Raw genomic sequence first — 18,020 nt, 5'->3', positions numbered from 1 at the left:
TAGGTGATCTGCGTTCAGAGGTTCCACCTCCCTATCCGGCCAGCCCTTTAAACGAGGCTCTCAGACTCGTCACGATCATTTCCACGGCGATAGCCGCAAGGATCATGCCCATCAATCTCTTGGTCACCGCAGAAACGCTGGCCGAAAGATAATGGCCGATAAAGGGGGCACTCCAGAGCGCAACCGCAAGAACGGCGATCATCGCGAATAGTCCGACACCCAGCCCGATTTGCGTGTCTTGAAGACTTGCCGCATGGCCGAACACAATCAGCGTCGATATCGTACCCGGGCCGACCAGCAGAGGAATGGTCAACGGGTAGACTGCAACGCTGTCACCGGCGATTTTTGATGTCTCGCCTGCATCAGGCTGATGCTGGGCGCTTGACGACCCATGCAGCATGGCAAGAGCGATCAGCAGGACAATCAGTCCACCGGCCAGGCGGAAATCATCAATCGTCAAGCCAAAGATCGTCAAGATGGCTTGCCCTGCAAAGACAGAGACAAGCGAAGCCACAACGACGCCCAGAATTGCGACCGAAGCGATCCGCCGCCTTTCGGCGTCGGATCGTCCTTCGGTAAGGGACAGAAAGATAGGAATGTTTGCAATCGGATTCATGATCGCGAACAATGCGGCGAATACCTTGATTGCGAACTGTATTTCAGGATGCATATGATGACCTTTGCGCATTACCGTTGGGAGATTACCTGAACAGGGACGCGGTGCTCAGCAAGGTATTTCACACTCCCCAAAGGATCGGAATGCCGACTGCGCACCATGCCAGTGCGACCTTGAGTTCGAGGCCCCCGAAAAACAGATACCCCACCCACCCTCTATGGCTTCAGCAACACCTTGCCGGTTTTGCCTGGTGTCAGGGAGGTTGTGACCGCGTCTGCAATCTGATCCAGAGAGAACACGCCCTCGACCGGCAATTTCAGTTTGCCGGCTGCAACGAGTTGCAACAGCTCACCGATTAGTCGAGATTTATCTTTCGGCGACATGCTGGCACTGACTTTAGCGCCCCAGAAGCCTTTGACGACCGCCTGTTTGAAGATCAGGTCGCCGGACGATATCTGCATCGGTTCGCCCGTGGCCGAGCCGAAAGAAACCAGCAACCCATCTTCACCAAGCAGCGATAAAAGCTTGCCGCTTATCTCTCCACCAATCGAGTCCACGGCAGCGTTGAACGGCACGCCACCGGTGATTGCCCGGGCACGCTCTTCCCAGTCGTCGTGTTCGGTTGATACGACGTTGGAAATACCAAGTTCGTTGAGTTGTTCTATGGCGTCGTCGCGACGCACCAGATTGACCACTTCGATATCGCGCGTTGCGGCCAGCATTGCCACTGTCTTGCCAACCGCACCGTTGGCGGCGTTCTGGATTATCCGGTCGCCTCCCTTCACATTCAGAAACTCAAGCAGAGCAATGGCGCTGAACGGCATAGCGATCAGTTGCGCCGCGGCGACGTCGGGGATCGCGTCAGGCACGGGGATGACTGCTTTTGCCGACGCAAGAAAATACTGCGCCCATGTGCCATGGACCGATGCAACAGCGACACGTTCACCAATCGACACACCATGGACGTCTTCACCTAGAGCGTCGACTATGCCGACAGCTTCCGATCCCCCGATGGCAGGCAGGGTCGGCTTGTAGCCATAACTGCCGCGAACCGTCCAGAGGTCGTGATTGTGAATTGGCGAGAGGATCGTTCTGAGACGGACCTGACCGAGACCGGGTTGAGGAATCGGACTATCCGTCAATGCCAGGACCTTGGCCGGATCACCAAATGTCGAATGACTCACGCTACGCATTCCGGGCGATCCAGTCATCAAATGCCTCCATGAAGGTTGTCAGAAACTTTCGAGTGTCATCATTGACGAGATTTCCCTGATCATCGAGAAGGGAAGTCACGTTACTGAGGTAAACCTCGGGATGAGACAGTGTGGGAACCCCAAGACCCGCAAGGATCTGACGTAGATGATGGCTGGCTCCGAAGCCACCGATCGCGCCGGGAGAAATGCTGATGATAGCAGCGGGCTTGCCAAGCCACACACTCTGCCCCCGGGGTCTCGATCCTACATCGAGTGCATTCTTGAGAAGCGCAGGCACCGAGCGATTATGCTCAGGAGTAACGAACAGGACGGCGTCAAAACTCTTCATCCTGTCACGAAATATGGCCCAGGGAATTGGCGTCTTGCCATCGTCGTCAAGGTCCTGATTATAAATCGGCAAATCCCCGAGACCGACAACTTCGAACTCAAGTCCTATGGGTGCGAGGGTGAGCGCCGCGTTTGCAATTTTCCGACTGAGCGACGCTCTTCGTTCGCTTCCGACAAGAACTGCGACCGTTTTAGCCTCCTGGAGACTCATGAATTTTTCCCTTCCAGTTGCTTGTCTCGCAAAATACCTACCGTGGGCGGCACTATTTGAACTCGCGCGCGCTGCTCATCCACATTGGTCATGAGGCGCGAACTTCGTTGTCCGGTGAGATAAATCCAGAGCCAGCTCATCGCGACAGCGAGTCGGTTTCGAAGCCCGATCAGAAAATAGATGTGTGCAATCCCCCATAGCCACCAGGCCACGTACCCCTTGAGCTTCACGCGCCCGAAATCGACGATCGCGGCACGCTTTCCGATGGTCGCCAGACTGCCGGCATCCTTGTAGGCAAAGAGGTCATCTGATTGTTGGCCGCGAATTCGTGCGCGGATAATCGTCGCAACATAGCTTCCTTCCTGCTTTGCTGCCGGCGCAACTCCTGGCACCGGTCGACCGTTCGTTTCCACATAGGCCGTGTCACCGATCACGAATATGTTCTCATCGCCTGGGACCGTCAGATCGCGTTTCACAAGTACCCGACCAGCACGATCGACCGGGGCTTTGAGCCATTCCCCGGCCGGAGACGCCGCAACGCCTGCAGCCCACAGGATTGTTTGCGCAGGCAGCAGTTCGCCGCCGATCTCGACACCTCGCTCGTCACATCTGGACACCGGCTGCCCGAGCAGGACTTCCACGCCGAGGCGGTTCAGGGCGCGCAGCGCATACTCCGACAGGGTTTTCATGAAACCCGGGAGTATCCGGGGGCCGGCCTCGATGAGCACCACCTTTGCCGTGCGTGTATCGAAATTTCGAAAATCCAGGCGCAGCGTGTCATGCGCCAGTTCTGCGATCGTTCCGGCCAATTCTACGCCTGTCGGCCCACCTCCGATGACGACGAATGTCAGGAGCTTTTGGCGCAGCGCCTCGTCGCTTGTCCATTCGGCCTCCTCGAAGGCAGCCAGAATCCGGCGGCGTATAGTGGTCGCATCATCGAGCGTCTTTAAAGCCGGCGCATGTGGCTCCCATTCGTCATGGCCGAAATAGGAATGGCGGGCGCCGGTGGCCAGTACCAGGTAGTCGAACGGAAGCGGTTCTTCATCCTCGACCAGTACCTGGCGCTTTTCGAGGTCGACGCCGACAACGTTTCCGAGAAGCGTCGTGACGTTTTTAAACCGGCTGAGCAGCGAGCGAATAGGCCAGGCGATCTCGGAGGGGGCAACGGAGGCTGCAGCGGCCTGATAGAGCAACGGCTGGAACAGGTGGTAGTTGCGCCGGTCGATCACGGTGATGCGGACCGCCGTATCCGCGAGATTGCGGGCTGTTTCCAGCCCGCCAAAACCGGCACCGACGATGACGACATGAGACAAGCCACGGTCCATGATCATACCCGCCTTTCCCGCTTAGATCAGGGAGCTTTGTCTACTGAGCCTTCAGGAGACAGCAAGGCGATTGCCGCTTCTGCGGTCAGCATGCGGAACGTGAAGCTTTCCTGGAAGTAAAGTTCCACTGTGGTTGCCGTATGGCTGAGATAGCCAATGGAGATGTCCTGGCCGAGATCAAACTCGAAATCGCCGCCTCGTGTCGTCAAGACATAGCCGCCCTTGATCGCTGGTGCCCAGATGATCCCGCCATCGACCACCTTCTCGATATGGTGAAACACCGGATAGCCTTCATCGCTGCCACCACTCGCGGCGGTATATGTCTCCTCACCCAACACCAGAGCATAGGGTCCCTGAACGCCGGCGAGACGCAACTGGCTGACGGCCTTGGCCACGACGTCAGGATAGTTCTTGAGGCTTGGTGGAAGGGGCAGCGCCTGATTACTGCTGCCATCGCGGATCCCCTGAATGCCAGCAGCGGCAAAACCTTCGAACACGGCCCGGTCTTCGCTGAACGCCAGCGTGCGGGCAGCGTCTTTAACTGGTGACCAGTCGGAATCTTCCGATCCCCGTTCGACGTCATCAATCGCGGATCGTGCAAGCTCGAACGGAACGCGGAGCTCGACAACCGGTTTGACCTCTCGCAGCGAAGCTTGAACGCCCTCGCCTGGACTTTCCAGCTTTTTGAGATGACCTGTGCCAGCGGCAGCGAATTCGGCTCCCTTCGGCCCATCGACATCCACCACGCGGCGTGCTGTCAGGTGACGCTTCAGTGTCCTCTTCGCCTCTTCCTCGATTTGCTCCCAGGCTTTTTCTGAAATCGGGGCGAGTTCTCTGTGAAGGTTGTTCATGGTCAAACCTCATTTTTTTTCAAGGAACCGATCCCGAGGGAACCGTTCGTGGCCATTTTGTCGGGAGCAGCGTTTTCGTCGTCCAACGGATTTTCTGCAGGAGGTCCATCGACTGGTGCGGGGATGGGATCCGGCTCGACACTCTCGAGAAAAGTCGCCGACGGAACGAAGAAAAGGCTGCCGGTGATCGCCCGGCTGACGTCGAGCAGTCGGTCATAGTTGCCCGGCGGACGGCCGACGAACATGTTGACCAGCATCTGCTCCATGCGCCCCGGCGACTTGGCATAGCCGATGAAATAGGTACCGAACTCGCCCTTGCCGACATCGCCGAACGGCATGTTGTCACGGACGATATCGAGTTCTTCGCCGTTTTCGACGATTGTCGTCAGTGCATTATGGGCAAAGCTCGGCTTGACGCTGTCATCGAGCTCAACATTGGTGAGCTTCTTGCGGCCGACAATGCCCTCCTGTACCTCGACGGGTATCGCATTCCATTTTTTCAAGTCGTGCAGATATTTCTGGACGATCACATAGCTACCGCCTGCAAAAGCCGCATCCTCGTCCCCGATGATCGTGACATCGATGGCGGCCTGGTCGACCGGGTTCTCTGTCCCGTCGACGAAACCGATCAGATCGCGATCATCGAAATAGTTAAACCCCTGAACCTGGTCTGCGGTCGCGACGGCGTCACCGAGCCGCGACATGATCTCCATTGCCAACTCGAAACAGAGATCTATGCGGGCGGCGCGAATATGAAAGAGGAGGTCTCCTGGCGTCGAAACCGCGTGATGCACCCCGCGGATTTCCTTGAAGGGATGCAGGTCCTTTGGCCTCGGTCCGCCAAACAGACGGTCCCAGGCATCCGATCCAAAGCCCATGACGCAGGACAATCCCCCGTCCAGAGCGCGAAAGCCAACTGCGCGAAGCAACCCGCCGAGATCACCACAGAGCGAGCGGACAGCCATTTCGCTTTCCCGACCGGGACTGATGGTGAGGACGAGAAAAATCGCAGCGCGTGTGAGCCGCGCCACAACAGGCTGTGCTAGAGGTTTCTGTTCAGGCGATGCCATGTCCAATCGTAAATCCTTTTAAATCATCGACCCGCCAGGATCAGGTCAGTTGGTAGGAGCGTGCGCCTGTTCCGGCGAGGCCGCCGGCTTCGACGATCAGATAGTCCTCACGGATAGGTTTTTTCTCGAAATAGTCCTGCAATATTTCAAGCGTTCCGGCCGCGTAACGTGCCTGGGCCGAGAGTGAAGTGCCTGCGATATGCGGTGTCATCCCGTTGTAGAACATGGATCTCCACGGATGATCGGGCGGTGCGGGCTGTGGATACCAGACGTCGCCCGCATAACCCGCGATATGACCCGCCTCCACTGCGCGAACGATTGCGTCCCTGTCTACGAGCTTCGCACGCGCGGTATTAATGATGTAGACGCCGCGTTTCATCTCAGCCAGCATCGCTTCATCGATGAGGTGCTCGGTGGAGGGGTAGAGCGGGACCTGCAGGTTGACGATGTCGACACTTTGCACGAGCGATTTGACATCAGGATGAAACGTCAGGTTCAACTCGGCCTCGATCTCCGTCGAAAGACGGTGTCTTTGCGTATAGTGGAGGCGCATATCGAAGGGCTTAAGTCTGCGAAGCACCGCAAGTCCGATACGACCCGCGCCGATCGTACCAAAGTCCATGCCTTCGACATCGTAGCTACGCGATACACAATCGGCGATGTTCCACCCACCGTCGACTGAAATCGCATGCGAGGGCAGATAATTGCGTACCAATGCCAGCACCGTCATGACCACATGCTCTGCGACGCTGATGCAGTTTGAACCGGTGACTTCGGCGACTGTTATACCGGCTTCGGACGCAGCCTTCAGATCGATATGGTCGGAACCGATGCCGGCAGTAATGGCAAGTTTCAGCTTTGACGCTTTCGCAATTCGCTCACGGGTGAGATAAGCTGGCCAGAACGGCTGGGAAATAACGATATCGGCCTTCGGAAGCATTCTTTCGAATTCTGATTCCGGTCCGTCCTTGTCAGACGTGACGATGAGCTGATGGCCAAGCCCCTCGAGATAGTTGCGGAGCCCAAGCTCTCCTGAGACCGACCCCAACAGTTCACCAGGCGTGAAGCCAAGCGGGCCGGTCGGGGCCGGCATGGATCGGTCCGTCGGATAACTCGTCAATAGCGGCAGGCCCGTTCGCGCGTATTCCGGTGGGTATCCCGTTACCGGGTCAGGATAAAGCACACAGAGAACAGTCGCCATCTCGTTGTCGCCTTTCATGAGTTCCAAACCAGTTCTTAGTCGGAAGCGGGCTGTGGGGCATGATTTCCCATACGCCGAAGATCAAGCAAACATCATGCCATGACAAATACTCTTTAATCACAACGGCCTATAGGAATTCCGACCATGCCGCCGGGACATCTGTTCATGGCTGTTGGACACTATGTCCATGAATTTTATCAAGCCTCAGACGACATCATCCCAGAGCTTTCGTTCGGCAAGGCATCACGATGATTGCGAGGCCAACGCCCGTGTCGCCGAGCGCCGGGATCAACGATGTTTCAAATGCGGCGCGACTGAAGCAGTCCGGTGCTCCATCCCTCACTCGTCATCGTCATCGATGATCCTGACGCTCTTGCCATTGAAGGTGAGCCCGTCCTTTCCGACCGAGACTTTTACCGTCGAGTCGTCATGGACCTCTCCCCCCAAGAGCAGTTCGGCCAGAGGATCCTGTACGTAGCGTTGAATGGCCCGTTTCAGCGGACGAGCTCCGAAGGCCGGGTCCCAGCCCTTTTCTGCGAGCCAGTTCTGCGCTTTTGTATCAAGTGAGAGGCTGATTTTCCGGTCGCTGAGAAGTCTCTTGAGGCGAGCGAACTGGATCTCGACTATCCGGCCCATCTCGTTCTTCTGGAGGCGGTGAAACAGAATGATCGCATCGATGCGGTTGAGGAATTCCGGTCGGAAGTGGACGCGAACCATCGCCATGACCTCTTCGCGCACCACACTGGTCTTCTCGCCCTCCGGCTGGTTGACCAGGTATTCGGCGCCGATATTCGAGGTCATGATGATCAGCGTATTGCGGAAGTCCACGGTCCGGCCCTGACCGTCAGTGAGACGCCCGTCGTCGAGCACCTGAAGTAGCACGTTAAAAACATCCGGATGTGCCTTTTCGATCTCGTCGAACAGAACGACCTGATAGGGGCGCCTGCGCACAGCTTCGGTCAGTGCGCCACCCTCGTCATAACCCACATAGCCAGGAGGAGCCCCGATCAGCCGCGAGACCGAATGTTTCTCCATGAATTCGGACATATCGATGCGAACCATGGCGGTCTCGTCGTCGAATAGAAACTCGGCAAGTGCCTTGGCAAGCTCTGTCTTGCCGACGCCCGTCGGACCGAGGAACATGAAGGAACCGATCGGCCGGTTGGGGTCCTGAAGGCCCGCCCGGGCGCGGCGTACGGCAGTGGATACCGCGCGCACGGCCTGAGCCTGGCCGATGACGCGCTCCCCGAGCTTGTCTTCCATATGGAGCAGCTTGTCCTTTTCACCCTCGAGCATCTTGGTGACGGGCACGCCAGTCCATCGGGAGACAACCTGGGCAATGTTATCGGCAGTCACTGTCTCGCTGATCGAGGACGTTTCGGTTGCCTCGATGGCAGCGAGCTTCTTCTCCAGCTCAGGAATGGTGCTGTAGGAAAGCTCGCCTGCGCGCTGGAACTCACCCTTGCGCTGCGCATTCGCAAGATCAGTTCGATACTGCTCCAACTCGCTCTTTATTTTTTGAGCGTCCGACAGCTTGCTCTTCTCGGCCTGCCAGGTCGAGGTCATGTCGGCCGATCTTTTTTCCAGCTCGGCCAGTTCCTTCTCGAGCGCCTGGAGACGGGCCTTCGACCCCTTGTCGCTCTCCTTCTTCAACGCCTCCTGCTCGATCTTCAGTCGAATGACGTCACGGTCGATGGAATCCAGTTCTTCCGGCTTGGAATCGACCTGCATCTTCAGCCGGGCTGCGGCTTCGTCGATCAGGTCGATCGCCTTGTCGGGAAGGAAGCGGTCCGTGATGTACCGATTGGACAAGGTGGCCGCAGCCACCAGCGCCGCGTCCGAAATCCTGACCCCGTGGTGAAGCTCGTATTTTTCTTTGAGGCCGCGCAGGATCGAGATTGTATCCTCGACACTGGGTTCCGGTACGAAGACCGGCTGAAAGCGGCGGGCCAGCGCCGGGTCTTTTTCAACATGCTTGCGATATTCGTCGAGCGTGGTGGCACCGACGCAATGCAATTCGCCGCGGGCCAGCGCCGGTTTCAGCAGGTTGGAGGCATCCATGGCGCCATCGGTCTTGCCGGCGCCGATCAGCGTATGCATTTCGTCGATGAACAGGATGATGCCGCCTTCTGCGGAGGTAACCTCCTGCAGAACGGCTTTCAACCGCTCCTCGAATTCACCTCTGTACTTCGCTCCGGCGATCAGAGCGCCGAGATCGAGCGCCAGCAGTCTCTTGTTATGCAGGCTTTCCGGCACGTCGCCGTTGATAATCCGAAGCGCCAGCCCCTCAACGATCGCAGTCTTGCCGACGCCGGGTTCGCCTATAAGGACGGGATTGTTCTTGGTCCGGCGCGAGAGCACCTGAACCGTTCGACGGATCTCCTCATCACGGCCAATGACTGGGTCAAGTTTTCCGTCCCGCGCTGCCTTTGTCAGATCGCGGGCGTATTTTTTCAAAGCGTCATAAGCGTTTTCGGCCGAGGCATTATCCGCAGTCCGCCCCTTGCGAAGCGCGCTGATCGCCGCCGTGATCGCCTGAAGGTTCACACCAGTATCGGAAAGAACCTTCCCCGCATCACTGCCACGGTCCTCGACCAATGCCTGGAACAGGCGTTCCACCGTCACGAAGCTGTCGCCGGCCTTTTCCGCGATCTTTTCCGCAGCGTCGAATATACGGGCAAGTTCGGACGCCATATAGACCTGCCCAGCACCCGAACCGGAGACCTTCGGCAATTTCTCAAGAGCGCCCTCGGTCGCGGCATGAACGGTCCGCGCGTTGCCGCCCGAACGGTCGATCAGGCCTGCGACAAGTCCCTCATTGTCGTCCAGCAACACCTTCAGAAGGTGCAGGCTGTTGAATTGTGGATTTCCGTCCCGCATGGCAAGCGATTGGGCCGACTGGATAAAGCCCTTCGCGCGGTCCGTGAATTTTTCGATATTCATGGTCTATCACCCCTTACAACGGCGATTTCAATGATCGGAACAGGTGACGTCAGGTTGCGGCTGGCGTATCGGTGTGAGCCGAACCTGCCAGAACCGGGGATGCTGCCAACGCGTCGCGCAGCGCCTGTTCTTTCGAGTGATTTAGTGATGTTCTAAGGACCGTCCCGCCGGTTCCCTTGAGCTCATCGAGAACCTTGTCTGCGGTCATCTTGCGGATCAGTAGAAACAGTGCGGCGTTTTCAGGCTTCAGACTGGTCGCAAGTTCCTTCATGAAACCATCATTGATGCCGTAGTCGCTCAATGCGCCGCTCAGAGCGCCGGAGGCCGCACCGATGGAAGCTCCCAGTAGAGGCATCAGGAAAATCGATCCGATCAGCAATCCCCAGAAGCCTCCGGACACGGCCGAGATCGCTGTCGTATTCATCAGTTGTACGAGCTTGACCCTACCATTACCCTGCTTGACCGCGATCACCGCGTCGGAAAGCTCGATCAGGTACTCCTTCTGAAGGTTCAGAAGTTTCTCCCGTATAGCTTCCGCCTTGTCTTCGGTCGGGTAAACAATCACGATCAGATCGGACATAAACGCGCTCCTTCGATGGAAAATACTCCGGGTTCGGAGAACGCTGTGCAACCTCTGTGCCAAACGAAATAAATTATCAAAATCAATATATTGCGCGAGGCACTCGACGAAGTTTCGGACAATATGTCGGTACAGGGAAGACAAATAGTCCTGTCGGTTAAGCCGATTTAGCCCGTCGGCTGCCCGTACAGGATCTCAAGGGCCGCAATCGCGGTCAGGATATATCCGCCATTGGTGTCGATGTCCTCATCGGTGGAGAGATCGAACTTTTTCCAAGTGCCGTCGAGATAACCTGCCTGCCGTTCCGCGATGACCTTGTTAGCGGTCTGTTTTATCGCATCGAATTGCGTCAGGTCGAAATTGAGACCTCGATTGTCGAGAAACAAACCATGCTGATGCAGAAAATCCGCCATCGGCATGGAGGTTCCTGTCAGATAGAAGAGCAGATCATTGGCATTCAGGGGCTGATCCCGTGACCGCGGAACCAGGCCCGATTCTTCAAGATTTTGTATAGCGGCTTGCATGTCTTTAGAAAGCTGCTCGATCGTTACTGCGGTCATATAGCTATCTCCTGAGGCCGGTCGTGCAACGTTATTGAGGAGTAAGACGGCACTGCGGTCGGAGCGGGGTCCAGCATCCCGCACGCGCCAATATGCGGCGTTCGTTCGCTAGCATATCCCGAGAAGGCCACCTTCAAATCGCTGGTCAGGTTTGATATCGAGAAATTCCGTTCCGGTGGCTACGCCAAACTCATTGGGTTCGGTCGCCAGCCGGATATTGAAAACCGATGAGTTATTCGCGCGAGCAAGTATTGCATTCCAACCGCCATTTGCGATGCACTCATCGTAGTTCGTGTCGCAAGTCTTGCCGGTCACTGGGATCTTGAACCATTTGCCGTAGACGTCTCTATTTTCCGCGACTGACGCATATACATATTTGATATCGGTGATGTTTACGATGCCTAGGGTCCAGATGTTCGCCGGATCGTGGACATTCCCCAAGGCATTGAAGGAAGGATCAATATTATTCTCATGAATTTCGAAATCGGAATAAGCATCCTTGGTTTGTAGCCGTTGCAGGTTCATCGCTATCTCCTCGTCCATCTGGTCGCTCATTCGGGCCGTTTGTATTTTTGCAGAGCCCTTCGATTGTCGGGTCGATCGCCTCCCGGCCGGAACACCGCGCGGCGCGATATTCGCCGGTATTGATGTTCCGCATCGCTCGCACTTCTGTTGACAGCCTTAGCGAGTGCACGCCTACCCCTGCTTTTCGACAGTACGCTTGGCTTTGTTCGAAGTGCGCCGGTCTACGATGAAATCTCCGAAGCAATGATCATGCCAATTAGAATATAAAATAATATCAATGTGTTGACTTTAACTTCAACGCCACCAAGTCAACTTGTCCGCGTTTGATTGGACAAGTTGTCGAGCGCGACCGAAAACCGATCCCGATCGCTTAGCTGCAATTCAAACTCTTGAGTTCAATATGTTGACGTCGTCGTCACAACGACACGCTGGGGCTGGTGCCCGATAATGTCCGGAAAGGATCTGTCATAACGGATAGAGCTTCCGAATAAATGGAAGAACTGGCCCAGCCGATGTGCCGGTGCCTGCAAGGTCCAGTCGCCGGCGTGGAGAGTATCTTGGCTTCCGAAATCAGACCCGGCTGGAAGATGCTGGTGCGCCAGCCAGCATAGGGCGCATAAAGACGGAATGCTCAAACTGCTTTCCTGTATTAAGCGTAGCCAGCGGATATGGTCCTCACCCAAAAGGTTCCCAGCAAGATGACAATCTGTCCGAAGGGTGTTCGCCAATTTGTCGCGACTCCCGATGAACAACGATGCAACTACCTGATATTTAATACGAACATACTTGGCATGCGTATTGCTTCCCCTTTTTCGATCACAGTGAGATGCGTTGATGTTGGCGCGGGCTTCCATTGTGATGGGTCGTTCCAGATTTGTCCCCGCACCGGTGACCTGACCGTCGTCGCTGCCGCCTTTCTTCAGTCGACAGGAGATTTCGATGGCATTTTCCCTTCCAGACCTGCCCTACCCCCATGATGCCCTGGCGCCGCACATGTCTAGGGAGACACTCGAATATCATCATGACAAACATCACGCCGCCTATGTGAATGCGCTTAATTCACTGATCAAAGGGACGGAGTGGGAGGGTCTCGGCCTCGAAGAGGTGGTGACCGGATCGTTCGGCAAGAACGTGCCTCTTTTCAACAATGCCAGTCAGGACCTCAACCACACCTATTTCTGGAAGTGGATGACACCAAAGGGCGGCGGGCCGGTTCCGGGGCGGCTGGAGAAGCAGATTATAAGTGATTTCGGCTCGGTCGAGAAATTGACGGCAGACTTTGTGGCGGCGGGCGTCGGCCAGTTTGGATCCGGCTGGTGCTGGCTTGCCGTTGAAAACGGGAAGCTCGCCGTTACCAAAACGCCGAATGGTGAGAGCCCACTCGTGCATGGTGCTGTGCCGATCCTCGGCTGCGATGTCTGGGAGCACTCCTATTACATCGATTACCGCAATCGTCGGCCTGATTACCTGAAGGCCTTCCTGGAGCACCTCGTGAACTGGGAATATGTCGACGATCTATTCGATAAGGCAACGTGACGAATACCGATGCCGGTCTGGCATAAATGAATGGCCTGGAAACGGTCTTCGGCTTTCTGTGGCGGCGCACGGCATCTGGTGGAATTGTCCTGAATTTGATCCGGCATACCGGAGATTCAGAGGGACGCTGAAGCATCTAACCTGTTTATAGCAAAGGAGAACTGAAATGAGCGACAAGATCAAGGAAGGCATGGAAGTCATCGGCGCCGACGGCGTGCATGTCGGCACAGTCGACCGGGTGGAAGGCAACCGTATCAAGCTGAGCAAGAGCGACAGTTTTGGACATCACAAGGGACATCATCACTATATCGAGCTCGGGTTCGTGGCCGGCGTCGAGGGTGACAAAATTCGTCTTTCCGCGAATGCAGACATCGCCGTGACCCTGGAAGAAGAGCCCTCTGGCCGGCCGGTCCCACTATGAGCAACCGGCGTGGTGAAGCTTGATGTATGATGCAGGTCTTCTCATTGCTCGGTTGTTTCTGGGCGTTCCTTTCATCGTGTGGGGCGTACTGAAGCTCCGCGGCGATGAAGCCAAACTGGTGCCAGGACTCCGGGCGCTGAGATTGCCCGACCCGTCGTTTTTCGCCTATTTGATTGGAGTGTGTGAACTTGTCGGCGGCGTTGCCGTCGTCATGGGCTATCCGGTGCATACTGCCGGCGTGCTGTTGGGTCTATGGTGCCTCGCGACGGGCTATGACGCACACAGGGGAAACATGACCGAGCTTTTGAAGAACGTGACCATGGCAGGAGGATTTTTTGCCCTGGCCGCAACTGGTCCGGGCGGGTTTTCCGTTTTTGGCGGCGCTCCCACGGGCTTGTTCGCCTATCTGCCTTAGGCCGCAGCGAAAGCGTTCGGACAGGCGAAAACGAAGAATGCGACTGACACCAATGGCGTGTTTACCGGCCCGCTCGGGTCGGTAAACATGGAACTCACGGGGCCAGAAGCAACATCTGACTGCAAGGCGTTGCAAAGGCGGAGAACGGGACAAGCACCATGACAACGACCAAAATTTTAGTCGTCCGTCACGCAGAGAAACCGGATGGCCACGGGACAGGCGGCGTCGACCCGAGCGGGCAGCCGGACGCAAAATCATTGACGCCCCGCGGCTGGCAACGCGCCGGTGCCCTGGTTCAGCTCTTCGCGCCAGACAGTGGCCACCCGCGCGCACCGCTGATGCGACCGGACCACCTGTTTGCCGCCCGTGCCGGTCATGAAGAAGACGAACACAGCAAACGGCCATATCAGACGATCGAGCCTCTAGCAGCCTATATCAAGGCTGCCGGAGGTATCGACAACTCCTTTCGCAAAGACGAGCTCGACAAACTTGTCAATGCGGTCATCTCTTGCGATGGCACTGTGCTGATTGCATGGGAACACAAAAACATCCCGCCAATGGCGCGGATCCTGGTTCCTCCAAGTGAGCAGGTTCCCGACTGGCCGGATGACCGTTACGATATGATCTGGGTCTTCGACCGAGTGGGTGATGTCTGGCATCTCACCCAGGTTCCCCAACGTCTTCTTGCTGGAGACATCGAGACGGTATTCGCCTGAGTAGGTGCGAATAGCGTCTTTCCGGTCATCACAGATCTAACCCACATCTGCACAGTGATCGTCGGCCGGATTCTGACCGTCATATGGCTTCAGGGAGCCAGACCGTAAACGTTGTCCCCTGGCCTGGCGCCGTTCGCACCGATATCGTACCGCCCTGCCTCGTCACCAGCATCTGGCAGATTGAAAGACCAAGGCCAGTACCCTCGCGGCGTTTTGTCGTGAAGAAGGCATCGAATATTTTCTTCGCCACCTCAGGCTCAATGCCACTTCCGGTATCAGAGACCTTAATTTCGACGCCCGCCGTTGCTTCGATTTCGGAATCGAGCGTCTCAATATGTAATTCGCCTCCTCGTGGCATGGCGTGGATCGCGTTGACAATCAGATTAATCAGTACCTGCTGCAATTCTGTACGGCGCATCGCGATAAGCCTTGATGCGCGGTCGTCACGTTCAACCATGATCGTGGTTTTCTTCAGGAGATGATGAACAAGCGGCAGGGTGTCATTGACAACATCAGAAGGCAGATAGCGTTCAAGGACACCGGCATATTCCTGCGGCTTCGAAAACCTGAGCAGATTGGTGACCATCTCGCTGATACGCATAAGTTGCTGGTCTATCAGCTTGAACTCGTCTCTGGCTTTATCGGCATCGGATCCAATCATGCCTTGGATGACTTCGAGGTTGCCCTGTATCACGGCTATGGGATTGTTGATCTCATGGGCGACGCCAGCCGTAATCTCACCGATCGCCGCGAGCTTTTCTGACATAATCAACTGCTTGGTCGTCGTCTCAAGCTGTTCATTCGCCGTTTGCAATTCTCTGGCGCGCTCCTCGACACGCTGATTAAGCTCAGTATTCCATAACCTCAGCTCTGCATCCCGCTCCTGAACCTGGTCGAGCAGATGGTCCAGTTCCGACGCAACCTGGCCAATTTCGTCGGTCATTTCAGGGAGCCCCGCTCGTGCCGAGAGATCCCCCGTCTCTACCCGACCGATCGTCCGGGTCATCCTTTCAAGGGGCCGGAAGATATTATTTGCCCAAACAAGGAAAAGGGGCACTGTGGCTGCAACTGAAATCGCAAAGGCAATCACGATTGCCATCACGGCCTCGCGCTTGGCATCCGTAAAGGGCTTTTGAAGGAAACCGACATAGAGCATGCCGACGCGGCGGTTGTTGGTGTCCAGCAATGGCTGATAGGCCGAAATGTACCAGTCATTGACGACGAAAGCCTGCTCCTTCCATGTATGCCCGTATTTGAGGACCGCTTCCCCCACATCTTTCGATACACGCGTGCCTATCGCGCGCCGCCCGTCGAATAGATCCACATTGGTAGCAATCCTGACGTCGGACAGAAACACTGTCGCGGTTCCACGGCTTTCGGATGGCAGGCTGGCTTCGACGTAGATCAGTCGGTTAATGGCATCGATAAATGAGGTGTTGTTGTTCAGTAGCACCCCGCCAACCAATGCTCCGCGCTCGCCGCTTCCACGGGTTGCCATCGTAGCGGCGTGGAGAACGAGACCACGGGTCTCTTCCTGCCCGCTGGGCATCGCGTCCGAGCTTGAGGACATGAGAGCGATCCGAGCCCGCTCGGCAATGTCCGGTGCAAGCGCGGAAAGCTCTGTCTGGTCGAACACGTCGAAACCGGCAGAGCGTTTGCCATCGAGTGCTGCCTTAACAACAGGCCAGTCCCAACGGGGTGAAACAGTCGCAAGCGGCCGACTGCTTGCAAGAACATTGCCCGAGCTGTCGATTAGATAAAGAAAATCCAGGCCGCGATCACCGGCGACTTCCTTCAGGAAGAGATTGAGGTCTGCATTCGACGTGGAGCCACTCGCCGTAAGATCGCGAAACCGAGCAGACTGACTGACGGCGGAAAGTCTTTCCTCCGTCGCAGCCAGCATCCTGTCCACGTAAAAATGGGCGATGGTCAGGTCGTCGTTGACTTTCGAAATCGCGAGTGCGTCAAACCGCTCATTCCAACGATAAATCGCGATCCCCAGTAGAATGGGCAGGATAACGAGCATCGGTACGAGCGCGATGGCCAGAAGTCGATAGCGGACCGACGCCTTTTTCTTCGGGATGTTGTGTTGAACCTCATCCATTCCAGCTTACACATTTCCGGTCGATCGTCTTGCGGGAAATCCCGAGCCGTCGAGCAGCCTCCTCACGGTCGCCGCCCACCTCACGCAGCACGGAAAGAATGTGACGTTTTTCGATTTCCGCCAGGCTCAGCCCTCCCGCATCTTCATGTGTCAGGGGAGATCTTTCGGCCTCATCGGGAAAAGCCCCCAGGATCACGGCCCTTTCGATGAAGTTTCTAAGCTCTCGTATGTTGCCTGGCCAGTCATATCGCAGGAGATAGGAACGGATGCGGTCATCGATCTCGACCGCCGGCATGCCAACTTGCTGGACCGCCTCGCGCATGAACAGCGCGGCCAGTTCCAGGACGTCGTTACCGCGGTCCTTGAGCGGCGGCAACTGGATCTGAACGACGTTGATACGGAAATAGAGGTCAGCGCGAAACGCACCTTCTGCAACGCGCTTCTCCAGGTCGGCATTGGTTGCAAAGATGAATCTGGCATCGAAGGGAATTTCTCTCTCGGAACCGACGGGCCTTACGCGCCGATCCTCGAGCACGCGCAACAGCTTGCTTTGCAACTGATAGGGCAGATCGGCGATCTCGTCGAGAAAGACGGTGCCACCCTGGGCATGTAGAAACAATCCCTCGCGGGTTCTGTTAGCTCCCGTGAAGGCACCCTTCAAATGGCCGAACAGCTCGCTCTCGATCATATCGGCCGGGATAGCGCCGCAGTTGATCGGCACGAACAGCTTGTCGGCCCGCCCGGAAAGTGAATGCAGCGAGCGGGCCGCGACCTCCTTGCCGGTCCCTGATGGTCCCGTCAGCAGCACCGATGTCGAGATCGGGGCAACGCGGGAAATCATCGAGCGCACCTTTTCGGTTGCAGGAGACTTTCCGACGAAATTGTTGCGAAGATAGACCTGGTGGGCAGGAAAATTCAGTTGATGCCGCAGCACGTCGTTTTCGCGCTGTAGCCGGCTGCGGTCCAGACAGCGCGCAATCGAGTTCAACAACTGGTTCGATCGGAAAGGTTTCAGAACGAAATCAACAACACCGACACGGACGGCACTTATCGCGGTGTCCAGATCCGCATACGCGGTCATGAGGATCACATCGGCAAAGAAGCCGGTTGCTCGCTGCTCCGCCAACCAGTCGAGACCATTTTTATCGGGCATGATATTGTCGAGGATAACGACATCAAAATGCGTCGCATCGATCTTGCGGGATGCTTCGGCCGTATTTTCCGCCTCCTCGATCAGTTTGCAGCGAGGACCAAGGGTCTTCAGCAGGAAGTTCCTCATGCCCGGCTCGTCATCGACGACCAGGATCGAAGCCTGCGCAAGCCACGGCCCAAACTCGGGATCTTTCATACGTTCCGATGTATCGTTGAGCTCAGATTCCGGCATTCCCACCCCTTAAAGACACTT

Annotated in this window: 17 protein-coding genes; 4 read left to right on the top strand and 13 right to left on the bottom strand. The window is 56.5% G+C overall.

Features of this window, described 5'->3' with window-relative positions:
• Nucleotides 1-31: 31 nt before the first annotated feature.
• From FGF54_RS22025 to FGF54_RS21975, 11 genes are all read right to left on the bottom strand, one after another.
• Nucleotides 32-688, bottom strand: a complete 657-nt coding sequence (locus FGF54_RS22025) for a MarC family protein (protein ID WP_246667014.1) — start codon at nucleotides 686-688, stop codon at nucleotides 32-34.
• Between the two features lie 143 nt (nucleotides 689-831).
• Nucleotides 832-1,827: a zinc-binding dehydrogenase gene (locus FGF54_RS22020; protein WP_338081643.1), complete on the bottom strand. Its 996-nt coding sequence runs from the start codon at nucleotides 1,825-1,827 to the stop codon at nucleotides 832-834.
• Nucleotides 1,802-2,368, bottom strand: a complete 567-nt coding sequence (locus FGF54_RS22015; RefSeq protein ID WP_142781132.1) for an NADPH-dependent FMN reductase — start codon at nucleotides 2,366-2,368, stop codon at nucleotides 1,802-1,804. The genes FGF54_RS22020 and FGF54_RS22015 overlap by 26 nt, the downstream gene beginning before the upstream one ends.
• Nucleotides 2,365-3,693 carry an NAD(P)/FAD-dependent oxidoreductase gene (locus FGF54_RS22010; protein ID WP_142781613.1) on the bottom strand — a complete coding sequence of 443 codons (1,329 nt, stop codon included), beginning with the start codon at nucleotides 3,691-3,693 and terminating at the stop codon, nucleotides 2,365-2,367. Before FGF54_RS22010 ends, FGF54_RS22015 begins: the two co-directional genes overlap by 4 nt.
• A gap of 26 nt (nucleotides 3,694-3,719) precedes the next feature.
• Nucleotides 3,720-4,544, bottom strand: coding sequence for a family 1 encapsulin nanocompartment shell protein (locus FGF54_RS22005; protein WP_142781131.1), 825 nt, complete (start codon nucleotides 4,542-4,544; stop codon nucleotides 3,720-3,722).
• Nucleotides 4,545-4,546: 2 nt separating this feature from the next.
• On the bottom strand, nucleotides 4,547-5,614 hold the full coding sequence (locus FGF54_RS22000) for a Dyp-type peroxidase (protein WP_142781612.1): 1,068 nt from the start codon (nucleotides 5,612-5,614) through the stop codon (nucleotides 4,547-4,549).
• A gap of 40 nt (nucleotides 5,615-5,654) precedes the next feature.
• Nucleotides 5,655-6,815 (bottom strand): NAD-dependent formate dehydrogenase, encoded by a 1,161-nt coding sequence (locus FGF54_RS21995; protein WP_142781611.1) that lies wholly within the window; start codon nucleotides 6,813-6,815, stop codon nucleotides 5,655-5,657.
• Nucleotides 6,816-7,154: 339 nt separating this feature from the next.
• Nucleotides 7,155-9,758: an ATP-dependent chaperone ClpB gene (gene clpB, locus FGF54_RS21990; RefSeq protein WP_142781130.1), complete on the bottom strand. Its 2,604-nt coding sequence runs from the start codon at nucleotides 9,756-9,758 to the stop codon at nucleotides 7,155-7,157.
• 49 nt (nucleotides 9,759-9,807) lie between these two features.
• A complete protein-coding gene (locus FGF54_RS21985; protein WP_142781129.1) occupies nucleotides 9,808-10,338 on the bottom strand; it encodes a DUF1269 domain-containing protein in 531 nt (176 codons plus the stop codon).
• 167 nt (nucleotides 10,339-10,505) lie between these two features.
• The gene (locus tag FGF54_RS21980; RefSeq protein ID WP_142781128.1) at nucleotides 10,506-10,898 is read right to left on the bottom strand and encodes a hypothetical protein; all 393 of its coding nucleotides are present in this window, start codon (nucleotides 10,896-10,898) and stop codon (nucleotides 10,506-10,508) included.
• Between the two features lie 108 nt (nucleotides 10,899-11,006).
• The gene (locus FGF54_RS21975) at nucleotides 11,007-11,453 is read right to left on the bottom strand and encodes a hypothetical protein (protein WP_142781127.1); all 447 of its coding nucleotides are present in this window, start codon (nucleotides 11,451-11,453) and stop codon (nucleotides 11,007-11,009) included.
• Between the two features lie 909 nt (nucleotides 11,454-12,362).
• On the opposite strand from FGF54_RS21975, the gene FGF54_RS21970 reads away from it, so the two are divergent.
• From FGF54_RS21970 to FGF54_RS21955, 4 genes are all read left to right on the top strand, one after another.
• A complete protein-coding gene (locus tag FGF54_RS21970; RefSeq protein WP_142781126.1) occupies nucleotides 12,363-12,959 on the top strand; it encodes a superoxide dismutase in 597 nt (198 codons plus the stop codon).
• 166 nt (nucleotides 12,960-13,125) lie between these two features.
• The gene (locus FGF54_RS21965; protein ID WP_142781125.1) at nucleotides 13,126-13,380 is read left to right on the top strand and encodes a DUF2171 domain-containing protein; all 255 of its coding nucleotides are present in this window, start codon (nucleotides 13,126-13,128) and stop codon (nucleotides 13,378-13,380) included.
• Nucleotides 13,381-13,402: 22 nt separating this feature from the next.
• Nucleotides 13,403-13,795 (top strand): DoxX family protein, encoded by a 393-nt coding sequence (locus FGF54_RS21960; RefSeq protein ID WP_142781124.1) that lies wholly within the window; start codon nucleotides 13,403-13,405, stop codon nucleotides 13,793-13,795.
• Between the two features lie 158 nt (nucleotides 13,796-13,953).
• Entirely contained in the window at nucleotides 13,954-14,511 is a 558-nt protein-coding gene (locus FGF54_RS21955) for a histidine phosphatase family protein (RefSeq protein WP_142781123.1), read from the top strand.
• A 79-nt stretch (nucleotides 14,512-14,590) separates the two neighbouring features.
• Here the strand turns inward: FGF54_RS21955 and FGF54_RS21950 are convergent, their stop codons facing one another.
• Together FGF54_RS21950 and FGF54_RS21945 are read right to left on the bottom strand one after the other, a co-directional pair.
• Nucleotides 14,591-16,615 carry a HAMP domain-containing sensor histidine kinase gene (locus FGF54_RS21950; protein WP_142781122.1) on the bottom strand — a complete coding sequence of 675 codons (2,025 nt, stop codon included), beginning with the start codon at nucleotides 16,613-16,615 and terminating at the stop codon, nucleotides 14,591-14,593.
• Nucleotides 16,608-17,999, bottom strand: coding sequence for a sigma-54 dependent transcriptional regulator (locus FGF54_RS21945; RefSeq protein WP_142781121.1), 1,392 nt, complete (start codon nucleotides 17,997-17,999; stop codon nucleotides 16,608-16,610). Before FGF54_RS21945 ends, FGF54_RS21950 begins: the two co-directional genes overlap by 8 nt.
• Nucleotides 18,000-18,020: the final 21 nt, after the last annotated feature.

Origin of the sequence: Agrobacterium sp. T29 (assembly GCF_006970545.1) — a bacterium.
GTDB lineage: Bacteria > Pseudomonadota > Alphaproteobacteria > Rhizobiales > Rhizobiaceae > Agrobacterium > Agrobacterium leguminum.
Note: the sequence above shows the minus strand (reverse complement) of the source record. Positions and strands in the feature narration are given on the sequence as shown.

What these genes read in the sequence shown, in the direction of transcription:
- FGF54_RS21945 (WP_142781121.1), bottom strand. Translation starts at nt 17,999, where the DNA reads ATGCCGGAATCTGAGCTCAACGATACATCGGAACGTATGAAAGATCCC.
- FGF54_RS21970 (WP_142781126.1), top strand. Translation starts at nt 12,363, where the DNA reads ATGGCATTTTCCCTTCCAGACCTGCCCTACCCCCATGATGCCCTGGCG.
- FGF54_RS21950 (WP_142781122.1), bottom strand. Translation starts at nt 16,615, where the DNA reads ATGGATGAGGTTCAACACAACATCCCGAAGAAAAAGGCGTCGGTCCGC.
- FGF54_RS21985 (WP_142781129.1), bottom strand. Translation starts at nt 10,338, where the DNA reads ATGTCCGATCTGATCGTGATTGTTTACCCGACCGAAGACAAGGCGGAA.
- FGF54_RS21960 (WP_142781124.1), top strand. Translation starts at nt 13,403, where the DNA reads ATGTATGATGCAGGTCTTCTCATTGCTCGGTTGTTTCTGGGCGTTCCT.
- clpB (WP_142781130.1), bottom strand. Translation starts at nt 9,758, where the DNA reads ATGAATATCGAAAAATTCACGGACCGCGCGAAGGGCTTTATCCAGTCG.
- FGF54_RS21980 (WP_142781128.1), bottom strand. Translation starts at nt 10,898, where the DNA reads ATGACCGCAGTAACGATCGAGCAGCTTTCTAAAGACATGCAAGCCGCT.
- FGF54_RS21965 (WP_142781125.1), top strand. Translation starts at nt 13,126, where the DNA reads ATGAGCGACAAGATCAAGGAAGGCATGGAAGTCATCGGCGCCGACGGC.
- FGF54_RS22015 (WP_142781132.1), bottom strand. Translation starts at nt 2,368, where the DNA reads ATGAGTCTCCAGGAGGCTAAAACGGTCGCAGTTCTTGTCGGAAGCGAA.
- FGF54_RS22000 (WP_142781612.1), bottom strand. Translation starts at nt 5,614, where the DNA reads ATGGCATCGCCTGAACAGAAACCTCTAGCACAGCCTGTTGTGGCGCGG.
- FGF54_RS22005 (WP_142781131.1), bottom strand. Translation starts at nt 4,544, where the DNA reads ATGAACAACCTTCACAGAGAACTCGCCCCGATTTCAGAAAAAGCCTGG.
- FGF54_RS21955 (WP_142781123.1), top strand. Translation starts at nt 13,954, where the DNA reads ATGACAACGACCAAAATTTTAGTCGTCCGTCACGCAGAGAAACCGGAT.
- FGF54_RS22010 (WP_142781613.1), bottom strand. Translation starts at nt 3,693, where the DNA reads ATGGACCGTGGCTTGTCTCATGTCGTCATCGTCGGTGCCGGTTTTGGC.
- FGF54_RS22020 (WP_338081643.1), bottom strand. Translation starts at nt 1,827, where the DNA reads ATGACTGGATCGCCCGGAATGCGTAGCGTGAGTCATTCGACATTTGGT.
- FGF54_RS21975 (WP_142781127.1), bottom strand. Translation starts at nt 11,453, where the DNA reads ATGAGCGACCAGATGGACGAGGAGATAGCGATGAACCTGCAACGGCTA.
- FGF54_RS22025 (WP_246667014.1), bottom strand. Translation starts at nt 688, where the DNA reads ATGCGCAAAGGTCATCATATGCATCCTGAAATACAGTTCGCAATCAAG.
- FGF54_RS21995 (WP_142781611.1), bottom strand. Translation starts at nt 6,815, where the DNA reads ATGGCGACTGTTCTCTGTGTGCTTTATCCTGACCCGGTAACGGGATAC.